The 19,318-nt window shown below is 61.0% G+C and carries 17 protein-coding genes and 1 pseudogene; 6 read left to right on the plus strand and 12 right to left on the minus strand.

Translation table 11 applies throughout. The features are described 5' to 3' along the window. Window positions 1-594: 594 nt before the first annotated feature. The 6 genes from L0U81_RS30050 to L0U81_RS30075 all read right to left on the minus strand — a co-directional run bounded on the left by L0U81_RS30050 (window position 595) and on the right by L0U81_RS30075 (window position 8,112). Window positions 595-2,514 (minus strand): acyl-CoA synthetase, encoded by a 1,920-nt coding sequence (locus L0U81_RS30050; RefSeq protein ID WP_233809267.1) that lies wholly within the window; start codon window positions 2,512-2,514, stop codon window positions 595-597. A gap of 31 nt (window positions 2,515-2,545) precedes the next feature. Beyond that, on the minus strand, window positions 2,546-3,271 hold the full coding sequence (locus L0U81_RS30055) for an OmpW/AlkL family protein (protein ID WP_233809269.1): 726 nt from the start codon (window positions 3,269-3,271) through the stop codon (window positions 2,546-2,548). Window positions 3,272-3,363: 92 nt separating this feature from the next. Beyond that, a complete protein-coding gene (locus tag L0U81_RS30060; protein WP_233809271.1) occupies window positions 3,364-4,431 on the minus strand; it encodes an amidohydrolase family protein in 1,068 nt (355 codons plus the stop codon). A 14-nt stretch (window positions 4,432-4,445) separates the two neighbouring features. Then, window positions 4,446-4,853 (minus strand): hypothetical protein, encoded by a 408-nt coding sequence (locus tag L0U81_RS30065; RefSeq protein ID WP_233809273.1) that lies wholly within the window; start codon window positions 4,851-4,853, stop codon window positions 4,446-4,448. Window positions 4,854-4,855: 2 nt separating this feature from the next. Then, complete coding sequence (locus L0U81_RS30070) at window positions 4,856-6,502, minus strand: FAD-dependent monooxygenase (protein ID WP_233809275.1); 1,647 nt, start codon at window positions 6,500-6,502, stop codon at window positions 4,856-4,858. Next, window positions 6,499-8,112 carry a bifunctional 3-(3-hydroxy-phenyl)propionate/3-hydroxycinnamic acid hydroxylase gene (locus L0U81_RS30075; RefSeq protein WP_233809277.1) on the minus strand — a complete coding sequence of 538 codons (1,614 nt, stop codon included), beginning with the start codon at window positions 8,110-8,112 and terminating at the stop codon, window positions 6,499-6,501. The genes L0U81_RS30070 and L0U81_RS30075 overlap by 4 nt, the downstream gene beginning before the upstream one ends. A gap of 119 nt (window positions 8,113-8,231) precedes the next feature. Here L0U81_RS30075 and L0U81_RS30080 point away from each other — a divergent pair, with 119 nt between their 5' ends. From L0U81_RS30080 to L0U81_RS30100, 5 genes and pseudogenes are all read left to right on the plus strand, one after another. Further along, window positions 8,232-8,831 (plus strand): TetR/AcrR family transcriptional regulator, encoded by a 600-nt coding sequence (locus L0U81_RS30080; RefSeq protein WP_233809279.1) that lies wholly within the window; start codon window positions 8,232-8,234, stop codon window positions 8,829-8,831. Beyond that, window positions 8,828-9,910: a VOC family protein gene (locus L0U81_RS30085; RefSeq protein ID WP_233809281.1), complete on the plus strand. Its 1,083-nt coding sequence runs from the start codon at window positions 8,828-8,830 to the stop codon at window positions 9,908-9,910. The genes L0U81_RS30080 and L0U81_RS30085 overlap by 4 nt, the downstream gene beginning before the upstream one ends. 22 nt (window positions 9,911-9,932) lie before the next feature. Beyond that, window positions 9,933-10,886: a fumarylacetoacetate hydrolase family protein gene (locus L0U81_RS30090; RefSeq protein WP_233809283.1), complete on the plus strand. Its 954-nt coding sequence runs from the start codon at window positions 9,933-9,935 to the stop codon at window positions 10,884-10,886. 33 nt (window positions 10,887-10,919) lie between these two features. Then, window positions 10,920-12,056 carry an NAD(P)/FAD-dependent oxidoreductase gene (locus L0U81_RS30095; RefSeq protein ID WP_233809285.1) on the plus strand — a complete coding sequence of 379 codons (1,137 nt, stop codon included), beginning with the start codon at window positions 10,920-10,922 and terminating at the stop codon, window positions 12,054-12,056. A 22-nt stretch (window positions 12,057-12,078) separates the two neighbouring features. Continuing rightward, window positions 12,079-12,273: pseudogene (locus L0U81_RS30100) on the plus strand (tyrosine-type recombinase/integrase); the annotation flags it as partial. Between the two features lie 23 nt (window positions 12,274-12,296). Here the strand turns inward: L0U81_RS30100 and L0U81_RS30105 are convergent. From L0U81_RS30105 to L0U81_RS30115, 3 genes are all read right to left on the minus strand, one after another. After that, entirely contained in the window at window positions 12,297-13,721 is a 1,425-nt protein-coding gene (locus L0U81_RS30105) for a UbiA family prenyltransferase (RefSeq protein ID WP_233809287.1), read from the minus strand. A gap of 213 nt (window positions 13,722-13,934) precedes the next feature. Next, entirely contained in the window at window positions 13,935-14,153 is a 219-nt protein-coding gene (locus tag L0U81_RS30110) for a hypothetical protein (protein ID WP_233809289.1), read from the minus strand. A gap of 26 nt (window positions 14,154-14,179) precedes the next feature. Then, a complete protein-coding gene (locus tag L0U81_RS30115; protein ID WP_233809291.1) occupies window positions 14,180-15,784 on the minus strand; it encodes a hypothetical protein in 1,605 nt (534 codons plus the stop codon). A gap of 197 nt (window positions 15,785-15,981) precedes the next feature. On the opposite strand from L0U81_RS30115, the gene L0U81_RS30120 reads away from it, so the two are divergent. After that, window positions 15,982-16,320, plus strand: coding sequence for a hypothetical protein (locus L0U81_RS30120; RefSeq protein ID WP_233809293.1), 339 nt, complete (start codon window positions 15,982-15,984; stop codon window positions 16,318-16,320). A gap of 470 nt (window positions 16,321-16,790) precedes the next feature. Here the strand turns inward: L0U81_RS30120 and L0U81_RS30125 are convergent, their stop codons facing one another. From L0U81_RS30125 to L0U81_RS33740, 3 genes are all read right to left on the minus strand, one after another. Then, window positions 16,791-17,078: a hypothetical protein gene (locus L0U81_RS30125; protein ID WP_233809295.1), complete on the minus strand. Its 288-nt coding sequence runs from the start codon at window positions 17,076-17,078 to the stop codon at window positions 16,791-16,793. A 334-nt stretch (window positions 17,079-17,412) separates the two neighbouring features. Then, a complete protein-coding gene (locus L0U81_RS30130; protein WP_233809297.1) occupies window positions 17,413-18,489 on the minus strand; it encodes a GGDEF domain-containing protein in 1,077 nt (358 codons plus the stop codon). A 288-nt stretch (window positions 18,490-18,777) separates the two neighbouring features. Beyond that, window positions 18,778-19,080, minus strand: a complete 303-nt coding sequence (locus L0U81_RS33740; RefSeq protein ID WP_326489882.1) for a VF_A0006 family four-cysteine protein — start codon at window positions 19,078-19,080, stop codon at window positions 18,778-18,780. Between the last annotated feature and the right edge of the window lie 238 nt (window positions 19,081-19,318).

A 19,318-nucleotide genomic window follows, 5' to 3' on the forward strand; every position in this document is an offset into this window, starting at 1 on the left:
GTGAACGACGCCCGCATATGCCCGATGCAGGCTCCTGAAACGCCGTCGCGTCCTACTTCGGCTGAAGGACGGGAAGGCGTCGTGAGTGTGATTCGCTGATGCGAAAAGTTGCGGCTTGGCCGCTCGATGTCTCCACCGTCGGCAATCCTCCGCATTGTTGACCTATAACCCAGCCCGCCCCAATGACCGCTATGGCCGAAAGAACCGCTGCCCCCGGAAAGCTGGCGTGGATGACCGGACCATTCGGTTATCCGCCGTTGAACCCCAGACAGCACGACCGGCCGAAACGGGTCGGGCGTACGCGTTCGCTGACAACGGCATCCGACATTCGTGGCTACGGAGATGGGAACGGCGGGACAGTGCCTTGAAGCTGCCCCACGGGCAGCGGCACCTGAACGTCAACTATGGCCGAAGTGCCGGCAGCAGAGAGAGAGAGACTTCGTTGCCTTCTCGTCGGCCTGAGTTGACGCTCGTACGTCAAAGCGGATATGCCCGCTGATTGGTGCTCACCGGTCGTTCGCTGACGGCGGGAGGCGAACGACCGCTATCGAGTTCAACGAAGGCGTACCAGACAAGGTAAGACGACACTGAGTCTCATGGACGCGATATCGCTTCGTCTTCCCAATCGACCGCGAAAGCATATTTCCCCAGTGCTGCCGCGAGCACTGGTGCGGATCCGCTCGCGCCGATCCGCACGACGTAGCCTCGACGCTTATCCTGTACCACCGTTAGCCGATCAAGCGTTACGCCGAGTTCGTCAGCACAAGTGCGCACGACGCTTTCGATTTCCCATTCCAGCAACGCAGGCTTAAAAATCTTGCCGACCGCAGTCACGGGAACCGCGCGCAATATCCTCACGTACCTGGGCACAGCCGCGCGCTCGCCGATGTTCCGCGCGGCGAACTGCAACAAGTCGTCCGCGCTCGCGCTTGCCGTATCTTTCAACTGCACATAAACAACCGGAATCTCCCCGGCATGCGCATCCGGACGCCCGACCGCGGCGGCCAGCGCCACCGCCGGGTGCTGAAGCAGCGCGTCCTCGATCGTGCGCGGATCGATGTTGTGACCGCCGCGAATGATCAGTTCCTTCTTTCGGCCTACCAGCCAGAAATATCCGTCGGCATCGCAACGTCCCAAATCGCCTGTATTGAGCCAGCGCGTCCCTTCGATATCGATCCAAAGGCCCACGTTGTGAAGCGCGTCGAGATAGCCGCGAAAAACGTTCGGCCCGTGGATCGCAATCACGCCGACTTCATCGACAGCGGCGTGGCGCAGATAAGCGCCGCTATCGTCGAGTATCACCGCGCTCATCTGCTGATATGGCAACCGCAGACCGATCGAGCCGATACGGCACTCGCCGTCGAGCGGGTTCAACGACGACACGCACGCGCCTTCCGTCAAGCCGTACCCTTCGACAATCCTGATGCCGGTGACCTTCTCGAAGCTGCGAGCAAGTTCGGCCGGCATGGGCGCGGCGCCGCACGCCGCAAACTGTAGCGAGGTGATCTTGCGTGCGCCGACAGGCTGTTGCAGCAGCGCTGCGAACAATGTGGGCACCCCTGAAAAGACGTTCACTTCAAACGCCTCCACGATGTCCCAGAAGCGCGCGATGACATCCTTGCCGCGATATCCCTGCGGAGTGCCGAGCACCACGTGGAATCCCCGCATCCATGACATGAGCCCGGTTACCAGTTGACCGTTGACGTGAAACAGCGGCAGTCCGCAGAAGATCGTTGTGCCTGCGTAGTCGCGTGCCTGGACCTCGCCGGCGGCCCATGCGTCGAAAACTTCAGCACCGTGGGTACGCACGGCGATCTTGGGGCGGCCCGTGGTGCCGCCCGTGCAGAAATACGATGACGGGTCGTCCGGCAGAATGTCGCGCGCGCGAACCAGGCGGTCGTGCGGCCGCTTCGCCATCTGCCTGTGAAGATTGACCACGCGTTTGCCGCGAACGTTTCGCCGTGCCCGCCATTCGATCAACGCGAGCGCCGCGCGCTTCGCCGCCGGCACGTAAGGCCGAAGATCGACCCAGACAATCGTTTCGACAGAGGGCATCGCGTCGAGCTGGGCGGCAAGCTTGGGCCAGATGTCGGTTCCTGGCGTCGGCGCGAGGCACACGAGCACCTTGGCGCGCGCCGCGTCGACCAGCTCCGCGATTTGCGCGCCGTCTTGCAGCGGATTGATCGCCATCGCAATCCCGGCAGCTTCGCCGCCCCAGATCACGAAATGCGTCTCCGGCAGGTTCGGCAGCACGAATGCGACGACGTCGCGCGAAGTCACCCCGAGACTGCCGAATACGTTGGCAGTACGGCAAATGTCCGCGTATAGCTCGCTGAAAGTCCACGTGAACGGACGCGCAATATCCTCGACGTCGAGAAAGAATGAAAGCGCGCGTTCGGTTGGCCGACGCGCCGCCTGCGCCTCGAATACCTGAAAGGTGCCAGGAGGCAGGGAGTGCTGCGACAGCGGCACGGCCTCGATCGCCTCGATATCGTGTATGTTACGAACGGCCATGCCGTTGCTCCTTGTTAGCGATGAGTTGAGATCAGAACCGGTATCCGATCGAGACGAAGCTGGTGACCGGATCGATCTTCAGTTTCGCGGTGGTCGTGACTGTGCCGACAGCCGAGTGAGTCGTCAACGTTGCGCGACTCGACAGCCATACGTAGGAAAGCGACACGCCGACCGACCAGTGCGAATCGATGTTGTAAGTCAGCCCCGCATTGACGATTGGAGCAAACGATTTGCTGAGCGATGCAGATGTCGGTCCCTCCAGTAGTGTGCCGGTCGCCGGCGAGAAGAGGAACTGCCCGCTCGAAAGCGGCGCGCTCAACTGGACACTGTTGAACCAGACATAAGAAACACCCGCGCCGACATAGGGACGCAAGCGCGCCGACGGTTCACCAAAATGATATTGGGCGAGCAAAGCCGGACTGTAGGAACGTGCATTGCCTAGCTCGCCGAGCGATGCCAGCGTGCCCGTGCCGTTCAGATGCAGCGTGGGAGGAACACCCAGAATGGTTTCGATCGCGATATGGTCGGTCACGAAGTAGGTGGCAGTAAGCGCGAAAGTATCGGTATCGGCGACACTCGCGCCGGTGCCCTCCATCGTGCTGGTATGCCCAAGCGCATTGACGGTGAGCGGCTGACTCGAGTCTTGCGGCGCCATATGCATCCAGCCCGCATTGACCATCCATTGTCCTGCCGACTGGGCATGGGCGAGCGAGATCGCCGAGAGCGACAGGAGGACTGCCGCGCTTGTCTGCTTCATGTTGTCTCCGTTATTTATGTAGTGCTGCTTACTACGTGATAGCGCGCTTTTGCGGCGCGCCGGGGCCTGCACGTCATGACCGTTGCCGGTGCTTAACGATTTCTTAGTCTGTCGATCAGCCGCACGCTTGCGTTGGCCGCTGCGTACTTCATCGAGGTCAACACGCCCTCGTCGCGTGTCGCTGAGTTGATGATGGATTCGCCGGCGGTTGCAAAGCGCGGGAACAAGGTCAATGCGTGTCTGCGATCAATGCCGCGACGCACGTCGTCGCCCCAGATCGGTGACGTTTCGAGTGTCACGCGCTGCATCGTTGTGACCGGGGCGGGCGCGAACGGGAAGTCGCTGCCAAAAAGAATCTGCGACGGCTCCACGAGTTCGCGCAGCGCGGCTTGCGGGAAGGGTGCGGGCGAGAGCGCGGTATCGAAGTAGAAACGCCGGATATACGAGAGCACGCCGGCGGGCGCACTCGTCGTGTATTGCGGCAGCAGGTTTGCAAGCGACAGTCGCCACGCGACATAAGGCAAGAAGCCGCCCGCGTGCGCCAGAATCCAGCGAATGTTCGGGTAGCGTTCAAGCGTGCCGCTCAGAATCAGGCTGACGGCGGCGCGCGTCGTGTCACAGAGAAATTCGATCAAAAATCCCGGCGCGCCCAGGCCGAGTTGTTCACTCGACTCGTGCAGATTCGGGTGCAGGAACACCACCGCGCGACGGCGGTCGAGTTCCGCCATCAGTTCGTCGAATTCGGGCGCGCCGAGAAACTTGCCTTGCGTGCTTCCGAGCAGCACGACGCCGTCAGCGTTCAGGGTGTCGAGCGCGTAGGCCGCTTCGTGACAGGCATGTTCGGTCAGCGGCATCGGCAGCACCGCGAAGGAGCCGAAGCGGCCCGGATGTTGTTCGGCCAGTCGCGCGGTGTATTCATTGCAGCTCCGCGCTAGCGAGCATGCTTCGTCGACGTCGCCGAAATACACGCCAGGCGCGGAGATCGAAAGCAGGGCGGTTTCGATCGCGTTGGCGTCCATCACCTTGAGCGAATCGCTTGCGCTCCATGTGGGCAACTCGGCGCCCGCGACTTTCTGGATGCCGTGCCTCGCCATGACCTCCCGATAGGGCGGGGGTACGAAATGATGATGAACGTCGATACGTCTCGCGGATGAGCTCAAGCGCAGCTCCATTGTCAATGGCGATCGAACTGGCCGGGACGGGCGAGCTTCATCGCTTCGTTGAACCACAGCGCGACGGCGAACCGTCCGCCAAGGCGGCACGAACCATCTTCGAGCGAGCGAAGCATGGCGCTTTCGTCGCGGCTGGCGAGCACCTTGACCGCGTCGGATGCGCTGCGCCACGTCTGCGAGAAATCCGGGCGCACATGAACGCCGCGATGAAACTGCAACGCGCCGTCGCGCAGTTCGAACCAGCCAGCCGCGCCGTCATGGGTGCGGACCTGGAAAACGAACGGCGCTTCGCCGAGCAGTTCATAGAGTCGCGCGCGTTGCGGTGTCTGGCGCCGCGCCGCGCGGCGCACGAGGGTCGGCACCATCGAAAGCATGAAGCCGAGTTTTATCCTGTCGATCTGTTTGCGCATGGTCATGCTCCTCGTATCCGGTCGATCAGGGCCGTACAGTTGGCCGGGATTACATCGCCGCGCCAGCACACATGCTGATCGGGCCGCACCAGCACGAAGCGCTTTTCAAGCAACGCGCGCAGGTGCGGCTCATCGACCGTCAGCGATGTCAAAGGCACGTTTGCCGCGCGGGCCGCCTCGGTAAGCGGCACCGTTTCGCCGGGACGAGCGTCGCCGCTCAACAGGACGAAGCCTTCGTAGCGAATGCGATCCAGCAGCGCACGGCCATCGCGATCGAAGCCGTTCGGCAGCCGGGCGCCCGGCCATGTGGTCGGCTGGTAGAGAATCTCTTCATAGGGCGGCTCGCGGTCGTCCTTGTCGGCGACGATCGTGGAGACGTCGCGATAGCGGTAGCCGATCTCGATACCCAACGATTCATAGAGCCGCGATACCTTGCTCTCGAACTGTGCCGCGACCGTCGCGCGACTTGCGCGCGCGGCTGCGGAATCGCCGAGCTGAATGTCCGCCGCGTCGAATTGCGACTCGATCACCGCTGCGGCGCATTTCTTCACGTGGTCACGATTGCGCTTCGCAACCGGCAAACGTTCGTCCTCGTAGCTCTGCATCAGATGGGAGCCGCCCCAGCCGTTGACCATCGCGGCGAGCTTCCACGCGAGGTTGTGCGCTTCGGTCACGCCGGTGTTCATCCCCAGCCCGCCGGTCGGCATGTATTGATGCGTGGCGTCGCCGGCAATGAACACGCGCTTGCGGCCAAACGAGCGCGCGACCAGAAACTGCGGCCGCCAGGGACCGCTCTGCACGATCTCGTAGGCGAGCTTCTGTCCCAGCGCCGCGTCGATGATCGATTCGAGCGATTCGCCTTTGCGCGGCGCGAAAGGCCGATGCAACACATAGTCCGGCCGGCTCGCGTCGGGCGATACCAGCAGGCCAGTGAAACCGGGACGCGTGATCCACGTATGCCAGTAGGGCTCGTGATTCGGAAAAAGACGGCTGATCTCGTTCGAGCGCAGATGAATGATGAACAGCTCGCCGAGCAGATCGCGCGTGCCGTCGTAGTCGATGTTCAGAAAGTTGCGCACGCGGCTATTCGGTCCGTCACAGCCAATCAGATACTGGCTGCGAACCTGGCGTCCCTCGTTGCTGTCGACCTCGTGAATCAGCGCGGTCACACCGGCATCGTCCTGTTCGAAACCGTACAGGCGCCAGCCAAAACGCAGTTCAATGTTCGGGTCGGCGCTGGCTTCGTTCAGCAGTACCGGTTCCAGATTCATCTGCGCGATACGTTGCATCGATTCGAGCGGCAATGACCCGTCCGTGCATGCACGAATCGATTCGGCCGCGCGTTGAGCGGGTTGATAGATCAGGTGACGGTCTTTCATCACCGCATAAAAAGGACCACTCGCGGAGGCCGCCATTGCCGAATACTGGTTTGACGCGAGCGGATTGCCGGCCGCGCGGATCTTCGCGGCAAGGCCGAGTTGACGGAACACTTCCATCGATCGGCAATTGACCACGTCGAGCTTCGGGTGCGTGGTGGTTGCCTTGCGATCGTTGACGAGCACTGACTTCACGCCTTGCCGGCTCAGCGCCAAAGCAAGCGTCAAGCCGACCGGGCCGCCGCCGACAATCAGAACAGGTGTGTGAATCATGCGGCCGCCGCGAGTTCGAGTTGAGTTGAAGTGGGCCCTGAAAGTGTTTTCAGCAGCGGAGCCATGACCGCTTCCAGTTGCTCTATGCGGCCACCGTCGAATACATAACGGTCCGGCCGTATCAGCACGAAGTCGATCCGGTTGCGTGTGAACCACTCGTCGAGCTTGCCTTGCGCATCGCCGACCGATCCGGACGACGCGTTCGCGTCGAACGACACCAGCTTCAATCTGAAGCGCTCACGCGCTCGTTTGACGGCGGGATGAAGATTGCTGATCGCGTCGCGCCGGAACAGCAGCGCGAAATCGTGGCCGAGCACTTCGTCGAGCAATACCGCCTTTCCGTCCTGCAACCGCACAGTGGGTTGCGGCGCGAGATGGCCGGCAATGCGTCGTCGATGGCGGCCAATGAAGCCGCCGCTCAACGGCCGCTTCCGATTGGCCGTCTGATAGATGAGACGGTTCAGCAACGGAATACGATTCGCAGGCCTGAACAAGACGTTGTTGCGAAGAAGCGCAATCAGAAACCGCCGCGTCTGGATCAGGCGCCCGAGGAACATCGCGCCATGAATAATCGCGCGCACGTGCGCATCGCGTTCCGTCTCGTAGTCGTTCAGCAGGGTTTCGGGCGCGCCTGAAAGGACGAGATCGAGCCGCCACGCGAGACTGTTGGCATCGCGAATGCCGGAACACATGCCCTGGCCGAGGAACGGCGGCATTTGATGCGCTGAATCGCCCGCGAGGATCACACGACGTGTGCGCCACTTGCGCGCCCACAGCGCGTGGAAACGGTAGTGCGCGATGCGCGTGATGTCGACCGTGTCGAGATCGACATACGGGCGGAGTTGTTGCCGCACGAGTTGCGGATCCGTTGCTTCGCGCTCGGTTTTGCCGCCCGTCACCATGAACTGCCATTCATAGTAAGGGCCGGCCATCGGTACATAAGTGACCGGCTGCGTGCAGTCGCATACCTGAATGTGATTGGGTGGCAGACGCGGATCTTTTTGGCCGGAGCGGGTTTTCGTATCGACGACGACCCATGCCTCGTCGAATTTCGCGCTGTCGAGTGTGAGGCCCGCCGCCTTGCGCACGAAGCTGCGCCCGCCATCGCAACCGATCAGATAGCGGCCCCGGACCGTGCATGAGCCGCCGTCGTTCGATGCGACTTCGACGCTCACGCCGCTCGCGTCTTCGCTCAGCGAACGCACGGTCGCGCCGTACAGCGTGGTGATGCTGGCGTAGCGCGCGACGCCGTCGCGCAAATGTTTCTCAAGGGTCGGCTGATGAAACCACCACGCGCCGGCATGACCGTAGCGACCGTCCTGCGAGCCGATCTTTGTGCGCATCACCGGGCGGCTGCCGATGTTCAGGCGGAACTCCATGTCGGTAAACGCTTCACTGGTGCCGCCGATTTCGTCGGCAAGGCCGGCAGCCTGGAAGATGCGCATCGCCTCATCGTCGAAATGCACGGCGCGCGGCGCGTAGTAGATGTCCTCATCGCGCTCGATCGCCACCACTGACCACCCGCGCGGCCCGAGCAGGTTGGCCAGCATCGCTCCGCTCGGTCCGAGGCCGACGATGACCACGTCGCAATTCAAAGTCTCCGGTTTCACTTATGCTGTCTCCTTTATCAACATTCTTGACTTGTATTGAACACTACTGTTCAATATCGGTCAAGTGAATCTAAAAGAGGCCACGAGTGGCAGGCAGGAATTCTTCATACGACCGGATCATGGATGCCGCGCTGCGGCTTTTCGCCGAGCGCGGCGCGAGCGAAGTCAGCGTAAGCGACCTGGCTACGGCGGCCGGTGTGGCGCGCGGCACGGTGTACGCGCATCTGTCGTCGCCGCAGTCCCTGTTCGAAAGTGTGGCGAGCGCGCTGGCTGCGGAAATGCACGAGCGCGTTTCGGCTAGCTACGGTGCGGACAGCGCGCCGACGTTGAGGCTCGCCGAAGGGATTCGCTTTTTCGTGCGGCGCGCGCACGAAGAGCCACAGTGGGGCCGCTTCATCGTGCGCTTTGCGTTTAGCCAGGAGTCGCTGCAAGGCATGTGGAGCGGGCCGCCCGTGCGTGATCTCGTCGCCGGCATTGAAGCCGGGCTGTATAGCTTGCGGCGGGAACAACTGCCGTCGTCGGTCGGAATGTTGGCCGGCTCGGTGCTCGGCGCCATGTTCGTCGTGCTGGAGGGCCACAAGTCCTGGCGCGAAGCGGGCTCCGACACGGCCGAACTCGTATTGCGCGCGTTCGGTGTCGCGCCGGACGAAGCGCGCGAGCTCGCAACCGCAGAGTTGCCGCAATTGTTGCCGCCCATATCAGCAAGGAAGGAGACATGACTACCCTGACAACGCCGCAACCGGCGCGTCACGCACAGCCGACCGTGCATGCGACCGGCTTGCTGTATCTGATGTTCGAGCGCCCGGACCTGGCGAAGGCCGAGGCTTTTTTGCAAGACTTCGGTCTCGCGACCGCAAGCCGGACCAAGGACCGCCTCTTCATGCGTGGCACCGGCGCCGCGCCGTTCTGCTGGATGGCCACGCGCGGCAAGCGGGCACGCTTCGTCGGATTCGGATTGCAGGTCGCATCGCTCGATGCGCTGCACGAGCTGAGCCTGCTCGACGGTGCGTCGGCGGTCGAGCCGCTGGACGCGTCGTTTCCGGGCGGCGGCCAGGTGGTGCGTCTCACCGATCCTTCCGGCTTCACCGTGCACGCGGTGTTCGGTCAGGCCGCCGTCGAACCGCTCGCGCATCGTCCACCGCTACCCATGAATTGCGGCGATGCGCAGCCGCCGCGCATCAATGCGACACAACGGCCGCCTGCGGAGCCGCCCGAGATCATCCGGCTCGGCCACGTGGTACTCGAAGTGGCCCGCTTTCAGGCCACGTGCGAGTGGTACACGCGCCATTTCGGCTTCATTCCCAGCGACGTGCAGGTGTTGCCCGACGGCTCGCCGGCCGTGGTGTTCATGCGCGTCGATCTCGGCGACCAGCCGGCCGACCATCACACGCTTGCACTGGCCCAGGCACCGGTCGCGCAATATAGCCACAGCGCTTACGAAGTCATCGACACGGACGCCGTGGCGATGGGCCAGCGCGTGTTGCGCACACGAGGGCATCGGCACGCGTGGGGCATCGGCCGGCATATTCTCGGGAGTCAGATATTCGACTACTGGTCCGATCCGTGGGGACACAAACACGAGCACTACACGGACGGCGATCTGTTCACCGCCGATCACCCAATGGGCGTGCACGCGGCAGCGCGCGAAGCGATGTCTCAATGGGGGCCGGTGATGCCGGCAAGTTTCTCCCGCCCCACGCTCAGCCCGCGCGCGATTACAACCATGATCGCCAACGTTGCGCGCGTACCCGATTTGACGCTCGGCAAGCTCATCGTCCTCGCCAGGCTTTTCGCCTGACCAGCACTCCAGGAACATATCCATGTCAGTCAACGTAGTGCATTTCGAACAAGAGAATCGCGCGCGCTGGGGCGTGCTTCGCGGACGGAGCATCGTGCCGCTCGAAAAAACCTGGAAATCGACCGGAGATTTCATCCGTGACAATTCGGTATCCTCACTGCGCGTGCTACAGGGACCTGCGATCGATCTCGACTCGGTCCACCTCCTGTCTCCAGTGACGCGCAACCAGCAGTTCCTCTGCCAGGGCGCCAACTATCGGCAGCACATGATCGAGTCCGGCATGGATCCGGACGTCAAGTCGTTCAATATGTTCTTCACGAAGGCGTCGAGCTGCATCGTCGCGGCAGACAGCGACGTCGTGCGGCCGAGCCACGTGCGCTTTCTCGACTACGAGGTCGAGCTGGGCATCGTTCTACGCTGCGACGTCACGGCGCCGCGCAAAGTCACGACGCGCGAGCTGCATGAAGTCATTGCCGGGATCGTGATCGTCGACGACATCTCCGCCCGCGATGTCCAGATTCCGCAGATGCAGTTCTATAAGGGCAAGAGCTACCGGACGTTCGGGCCCGTGGGCCCGGTACTGTGCCTGCTGGAGCCGGACGACTTCGCGAAGTTGCACGATCTGCGCCTGACACTGAAGGTGAATGGGGAAGTCCGTCAGCAGGACAGCACCGCCAATCTCGTGTACGGCCCGGCGGAGACGCTCACCGAGCTGTTCGGCATGCACGATGTTTTCGCCGGCGACCTCGTCGCGACGGGCACGCCCGCTGGCTGCGCCCTATCGGTCCCCTCACCGCTCAAGCAGCGGCTGGCCGCGCTACTGCCGGAGCCGCGCAAGTGGCGGCTGTTCAGCGAGATTCAGCAGAAGCGCAAGCAGTATCTCAAGCCCGGAGATGCCATCGAAGCGCGCATCGTCAGCGGTGATGGCACGATCGATCTCGGCGTGCAGCGCAATCGCGTGCGAGCCGCGGCTTGAGACTGAACTCTTCTCCATTCAAATTGAACCGATATGAAGCCGAGCATTCTGTCGAAACGCGTTGTCGTCTATGGCGGCGGCATGGCGGGCGCTATCCTCGCCAAGTCGTTGTCGTCGATCACCGACGTCACCCTGGTTGACCCATTGGACTATTTCGAAGTGCCCATGGCCGCACCGCGCAATCTCGTGAAGCCGGACTTCGCTGAACGGTCGATCGTTCCCTTCGCCGAAGCGCTGCCCAAGGTCCGCCACATCCACGGCAAACTCGTTGAGTTGTCGCCTCGCGGCGGGAGAATCGCAACTGTGTCCGGCGAGGAACTCCTGTTGAAAGCCGAGGTGACGGTGCTAGCAACCGGCAGCCACTTTGCCAACAACCTGATGCGAGGAACGGAGGGGGCAGAAGCGGGTAGAAAAGCCTTCTACGCCCGATACAGCGAGCGTATCGACGCCGCTCGCAACATCGTAATCGTAGGTGGCGGGCCTATCGGCGTTGAAGTGGCCGGCGAAATTGCCGAGGTGCATGGCAGCGGCAAACACGTGACGATTCTGGAAGCCGGGCCGCGTATCCTGGCGGGCACGACCGTGGAGATGGCGGCTCACGTTACCGGAATGCTCCGCGACCGCGGCGTATCGGTTCTCGTCGGCGAAAAGCTGGTCAACGGCAGCAATGACCCCAGCGACGCTTTTGCGCCAGGTGGCGTGGCCGTCACGGCCAATGGGCAGCGCATCGCCTACGACCTGATGATCTGGTGCACCGGTGGCCGGTCCAATACGGACTACATGCGAACGCATTTCTCGTCGCTTCTCAACGCGCAAGGCCGCGTTCGGGTGACGCCCGAATTGCGTGTGGTCGGACTTCCGTCCATCTACGCGCTTGGCGATATAACCGACCTCGATGAAAACAAAATGGCATGGCACATCGCCGGTCAGGTCAAGACAGCGCTGTGGAACATCCGCCGGACCCTGGAAGGACAGCAGGATGTCAACGGATTGAAAAAGTACCGCCCGCAGACCGGCAATCCGTCAATGGTCGTCACGATGGGCAGCAAGGCTGGCGTTGCACATCTGAAGGGACTGGGTACGGTCAAGGCGGGCTGGCTTGTCAGCATGATCAAGGCGCGCCATATGTTTGTCCCGAAGTACCGAAAAGCGTTGGGAGTCGGTACTTGAAAAACACCAGGTCCGCGCGCTTGTCTCACCGCACATCTTGAGACATACGACTGCGATGCACCTGTTGCAGGCGGGCGTTCCATTCAACGTGATCGCCTTGTGGCCCGGTCACAAGAGCCCAATGACAACCCATTGGTACGTCGAAGCTGACCTCGCGATGAAGGAGAAAGCGCTCGGTCGACTGGAAGCGCCTGACGCCAGGATTCGCCGATCACGGGATAGACATATTCCTGCATCATCTCAGGCGGCGCCCCATATCACGATGGCCGCGAGTACGCCGATGAGCAGGCTGGTGCGGTCGCGCAACGCGAACATGACCGGATCGTCATGCATTTCTCCGCGATGCGACACGATCCAGACCCGTGTGATCCAATACAGCATCAGCGGACACAGACCCCAGAGCACTTTGGGGTGGCGATAAAGCGTTTCGACCACGGGGTTGTTGATATAGAGTGCCAGCACCAGCACGGACATGTAGCCTGCTCCGGTGCCAAGGCTTTCCAGCAGCGCCAGATCGTCGCACCGGTAGCCGCGACCGGCAGCTTCCGGCTTTCCCTGGCGCTGCATGACCTGCAGTTCGGCAAAGCGCTTGACCAGTGCCAGGCTCAGAAAGAGGAACAGCGAAAACAGCAGCAGCCAGAGTGACAGCGGCACGACCACGGCCGCCGCGCCGGCGACGATGCGTATCGTGTAAAGGCCGGCCAGGAATAACACATCGACGATCACTACCTGCTTTACTCCCAACGTGTACGCCAGTGTCAGCAGGTAGTAGCCAGCGAGCGCCAGGCCGAACCTGACCGGCAGTATCCATGCGATGCCGGCTGTGGCCAGAAGCAGCAACGGAATCAACGCAAAGCCGGCCTTGAGTGGCAACGTGCCACTGGCAAACGGGCGCAGCGCCTTGCGCGGATGTTGGCGGTCCGCCTCTACGTCGAGCATGTCGTTGAGCACATAGACTGACGACGCGCACAGGCAGAATGCGAGGAAACCTAGCGTTGCGGCGCCTAGCGCAGCGGGATCGAGCACGCGATGCGCGGCAGCCATCGGCACAAACAGCAGCAGGTTCTTGGCCCACTGATGCAGGCGCAGTAGCTTGCAGATGGCAGGGATATGATGACCCGACGAGCCAAACGTCCGGTAGACATCGGTCACTTCACGCGCGCGTTGTTCCACGTTGCCATGCGCGTTGACCACCACGCCGCCACGGCTGACCGACCAGACCTGCAGGTCCCCGCGATCGTTGCCGCAGTAGTCAAAGGCGCGATTGCCAAACTTCGCCACCAGCATTTCGGCCTTCTGTTTGCCTGAAAGAATCAGCGTATCGGTGCTGGCAACCACGCCATCGAACAACTGCAGATGCAGCGCCACGGCTTCGGCCAGATGCTGGTTCGATGCCGCGCACAGCCAGATCTGGCGCCCGTCCCGTTTTTCATCAGCGAGCCATTGCAGCAGTTCGCGGCGGAACGGCAACGCCGTGTGATTGAGCAGGACACGGTTGGCCAATTGCGCCTTCAGGTGGGCCTTGCCGTGCAGCAGCCACCAGGGCAGAAGGAGAATGTAGAGCGGATTCTTGCGCAGCAGCGCCACGCAGGTTTCCACCATCAGGTCTCCGTGGATCAACGTGCCATCGAGGTCAACGCACAGCGGAACGGCAGGGTAGTTCATTTACCTTCTCCCTTTCAAACAGGCTGCTCGCCACAGTTGCGCCGGATAACGAATCGTATGTCGAGTTGGTACCTGGTACCGTGACCGATGACCAGCTTCCGCAGACCACCCGCGCAGTCGCGGAAACGCGTCTCGAACACATGAAACACATGGCCGAAGGCGATTTCGAAGGCTCGGAAGATGGCTGTCGTAACCAAGCCCGTGCTGCGTACACTACGAACACGCGTGAGTCGTGCGTCGTGTTGTCCGCCTGGAAATCGAAGATGAAATGTTGTCGAGGCCGAACGCCATGACCAGGTCCATGCCGGTGCCAACATTCACCCAAAGCGGCGTCTCGTGCGCGCCACCGTAGCCGTGCAGGAGCAAGTCATGCCCGCCAATGTTCGCCACGATCGCGGGCGCGGCGGGCATGATGTGGATCGCGGCTGACATGTGCTCCGCTGGCTCCCATCGGCGTCTCAGTCACGAGCGACGGCTATCGGCTGCCAGGCGGTCAACGCAGCCAGGCTCGAAACGTCGCGGTACATAGTGATGTCGAACTGGTATTCCGGATAGCGCGCGTCCAGACGCTCCTTGATGCGATAGTTGCCGTCATGACCGAACTGCTTGCGCGTCTGCTCGCCGTGACGCAACCCGTCGGCCTGCCGGTACATCTGATCGATCGAGGAAGCTTTGAAGTTCCCCGCATAGCTGCGTACCACAGCGACGCAGCGATGGGGTTCGTCAAGGATGTGGGGCGACAAGGTCTGACTCGAGTACGGCCCCAGTTGCAGATATCCGGCGTGATCCACATGCCAGTTCAGCGCCGGATCATGCGCCACGACCACGAGGTCGCCTCCGCATGCCGATCTTTCACGCGCCAACTCTTCCATGACCGGCGCCAGTTGCAGGTTCCAGCTGTTCTTGGTTGTGTTCTGGTGCGTGACCACATTGAACACACCGCACAGATTGCCGGCGGCCAGTGCAGCGAAGCAGAGCCCGAACTCTTTCGCGCGGCGCCCGGACACGCGGAGCGTGGCCAGCCACATGGCCTGCCACGGCGACACGATCACGAGATTGCGGAGCTTTCCCGCGATGCCTAGCACGATGCTCATGATCGACCCGACTCCGTACGGCACCAGGTAACGGTTGTCCAGATTCCGCCGTGAATCGGCGGAAAACGCCAGCCATACCATCCCCGTGACGCCCAGCGCGGACAGCGCGGCGGGTATCGACATAGGAAACACCCCTTGGTTCGACCCCTGCGCGATCAGGAATCCCATCAAGTTTTTGGCCATTGACGACATCTGCCCGTCTTTCGCCTGCAGATGCACGGTCACGAATATGTAGAACTGGTAGGCATACAGCAGCGCCGCGATCAGCGCTCCCCAGAATATTGACGTCAGCCTGGTACGCAAGCCCTGTCGCGTGCCGCTCCAGTACAGCAGCAGTACTGGCAGAGCTACCACGAACACCGCGTAGCCGATATAGCCGAGCAATACCAGTCCGCCGAAACACTTGGCCCAGTAGCGCCAGTCGTCACGAAGGGGCGTGATACTGAGCCAGACCAGAACCGGCACGAAATACGCATACCAGCGCACGCCCGTGCACCACATCAGGATGGCAGGGTTCAGGCAGAGCAGCACGAAAAGCATGCCCCCGGCGCGATTGCCGTGACGCTGACGGATCGACTCGGTCGCATAGACAAGGGAGAGTGCGCTCAGCAACGCTGTGGCCAAGCGTACCAGTGACCAGTCGCCGGTCAGCAAGTGCAGCACCCAGTTGATGAAGTACTGCCCGGGCGGATGCACGTCCTGCTTCTGCATTAGCGATACCGCGCCCAGGCCATGTTGCTCGATCAACCTGATGTTGAAAAATTCATCGTCGTATCCCATCGACATGTAGCCCACGGCGCCGTAGAGCACGAAGACCAGTACATAGCCGATGGGAATCGCGCGCACCAGCCATTCGGTTCGCGCGCTAGCACGGACCGGTTCCGCTTGCGTGGCGTCGTTCGCATCAAGGATGGGATACACGGCGTTCTCCTTTTTGGGGCCGGTCGGCTCAAGGCAGAAATGGTCCATGGCAGTAGCCTCCGGCAAGTTTTTCCGACCTGCAAAAACAATGGTCCCGGAGCCGCCGAATTACGTCGGATAGCGCAGCCCTCCCAGTTGATTGCACCTCTGAGAATGGAAACCTCTTTCAGGGGAGCATCGTACCTTCCGATTCGACTTGACAATTGCTATTGGCGGAAACCCTCAAGCTTTTGGCGGAGACGCCCATGTCCTGCGTGCCAAGGCGATCGCAGACGACCTGGAGAACTTGCCTGCGGGATTGGAACGTGCGGCCACGCATACTGGATGTCAAAATTCACGTCAACCGCTTAAGTCTCACTACTCGTAAGCGAACTGGCGGCATTCGCGAGCCTGTCCTCCGGATCATCAACGCGCAGACGGCCGGTTTATTTGGCGCGCCGTGGGAACACGTATTCGCCGAAAGCGATGTTTCGTCGGTGGTCGCGGACGGCCGGAAGAAAAGCGGCCGCCCGAAGGCGCCTTGCGAACAGCGAGACCTGAACGTCGGCGCAGGCCGACGACGCAACGCTTACATCCCGGATTGAATGACCGGCTCCTGACTGAAACCGACATCTGAATGTCAGAGCGACAACGCGGGCGAATGACGCTTCATGGTTGACCTCTGTCCGACCCGGCGAACCGTCATCGACCCTGAACAGCCCTTCGAAGTGGAAGGCGCTGTCACTAAACACTGTTGGTAGCGGACATATCGAACGCGTCGAACAAGAACAGGCGTGGGCTGGAGGGCCTTGGAGGCGGTCGAAAGACGAAGCCACCTTGGACAGGCCGCCAGGTACTTCAAGGCATCGCCATGGAACGGAAATTGGCCCTCTCTAATCCGGCTTTGACGCGCGTTGACGTTATGGATGTGGTAGGCCCGGGCTTGTGGGAGCCCCGTGGAAAAGAAACGCCTCCGTCAGGCACTGAGACGTTGATACGAATCACTTCAAGCGTCAAGCGCAGGAACCGGGTCGAGCGAATCCCGACGGCCTCCCTGTGTTCAAACGCCAATACGTCAAACGAAGTGGTCTATGGAGGTGCCCACCGAAGCGATTGCCGATTTCGCCTTCGCTGCGACGTCGTAAATATCGTCCGCGACGTTCTGTGTCGCGGAAACCACCTTCGCTGCGACGTTGTAAATATCGTCTGCGACATCCTCGGTTGCGGAAACAACCTTCGATGCGGCACCGGAAATATCGTTTACAGCGTTCTCGATAGTTTTAAGGGACTTGGCGCTTGATGCCGTCGTTTGCGTAGAAGTCGCTGTGGTCGCCGAAGTGCTCGCCACGGAACTGATACTCATGTATGCCTCCAGTGTGTAAAACTCACAAATATCTCGGTCAACTGCTTGTCAGCCGCCATAACCCCTTGCGTAACCTTTCAAAGTAGCGCTTCTTCATGGCACAGACACCCAACGCCATGTTGGTGCTCATTCTACCAACACGATTTTGTGACAGCGCCAAGTGGAAACGGCTTTCGGAGCGCGACCCTCGTTCGGCTAAGGGTGCGCCGGCATTGCTTGCGCGAACTCCGGCACCTGTCTCAGGCGCTTGTGCTTACCGACCTCGCCCTGATCAAATCCCGCACAGAGGCCATATTCCTGATACGGAAAATGCGGGTTGGGTAACTCTATGCCGTCACGTCGCAACGGGATGCATGTCGGTTGCTTCGGCAAACGCTGTCTGCCCCTTGCCGCGCGTTTTCGCCCGGTACATTGCGCTATCAGCAGCGCGCATCATTGTTCGGGCATCGAGAGGTGTGCTGCCGGTGCTTTGGGCCAGCATGCACACTCCAATGCTGGCGGAAATGGAGGTCTCATGTCCGCCAACGGTTCGTACGTCGCTAAGGATGGCGTGAATATCATCCGCTATTCTTAGCGCGCCTTCCTGTCCGTAGACGCGGTCGGCAAGGACCACAAATTCATCTCCGCCCAATCGGGCGAGCGTGTCACCGCGGCGCATCCGGTCGACCAGTGCCGTGGCAAAACGTTGCAGCAATTCGTCTCCTACAGCATGACCGTGGGAGTCGTTTACTTCTTTGAAACCGTCAAGGTCTATAAGAAGCAACGCTGTCTGATGGACTTCGGTACTGCGCCTGATCAGCTTCCGACCAATTGCCTGCTCAAGTCGGATGCGGTTGCTAAGCCCGGTTAGCGGGTCAGTCGCAGCCTGGTTTTCGAGTCGGAGCACCAGCACCGCGAGGTAGAGGGATATTGCCGCAACGCTTAACGTCAAACCGAGGCCGGCGGTGATATTTGTCCGCCACCAAGGTTGCCAGTGCATCAGCCCTATGAGACCGGCGAGCGCCACCGCACATGACAGCGCCAGCATTCGTCGGCCGTAACGGCAGCCCGCACCTATCAGGAACCAGAAAACGAGCCAGAGGAACGGAAGTGCGGCCCGGCCGCCGACCGCCAGACCCATCATTACCGTTGCCTGATCCAAAATCGTGTGGAGGATTAATCTAAGGTGTGAGCGCGCCGGCCCGACTGTCACGGCGACGTACGTCACGATACCGAACGTCGTGTAAAACGCGATCGCAGCCAGCACTATGTAGGCATTTTTCGAGGGACTAAGCAGGGTGAAAACCAGGTATGCGAGAAATGCTACGGATCCACAGGCTACACGAAGTATCGCTTGTTCCTTCTCGGGGTTCTTCGGAAACGCGCCAAACACGGCTTGCCCGTTCCAGGAATGTCGATTTGCCGCGCCCATGCCCAACTTCCCTCGCTAGAGTCCAACAACTGCTGTCTTTGCAAATCTCGTGGTTCGTATTCGTTCACTTGTGGTCTCCACGAATGCGCCGCCGTTAGAATCGATTTTAAAATGATTGAAGCGATCTGCGTTATGTTTCACTTTCATGCAAAAGGCATAAGTCGACCGGAAGCGGACCGTGGCATTTTCCGTAAGCAGCAAATCGTTCCAGGGGAAGCCACGGTCAATGAATGCAATTGAAATTGAATCGTGCGAATCTCAAGGCTGCAATCGTCAACGGCGTTCGTCCTACATCTGATTTTGACGTCGGCATGCATGCAGTATCTCGTTGACCGCAAATGCTCCTCTCACGGTCTGCACATTTTGCAGAACGCACAGGTGATACGCTCTTTCGCGCGGCAAAAGCATGGCGCCATTTCTGTAAAGCGCGTCGCACGAGTTGCTAATTTCGCGAGCCGCAAAGCTGCTCTGACTGTTTCCCAACGAATGCAGGATGCATTGATCGTAGTCTGGATTATCGCTACCGTACGCTAGGGCCGTGAGCGGGGTGGCGAGCGTTATCGAGAGAAACAGATAGGCGGTTTTGAGCATGATTGTGGCCGAGACTCAGGGATATAGTGGCGGGCAGTCACGGATTGTCAGCGATTCAGGCGTCGGTGTCGATCGACAGGTTGTGGCCGCAGGTTGCCCGACGCATCGGGCGCATGTCGACCGCCCCGGCCACTGGAGCCGGGTCCACTTCAATGACAGCTTCTTCGGTCCCACGGCCGACCGCGCCTTCGGTAGCGGGCAAGTCCCCGGACGGTCGCGAATTGCGAACGGTGGCCGC

The sequence above is a fragment of the Paraburkholderia sp. HP33-1 genome (genome assembly GCF_021390595.1).
Classification (GTDB): domain Bacteria; phylum Pseudomonadota; class Gammaproteobacteria; order Burkholderiales; family Burkholderiaceae; genus Paraburkholderia.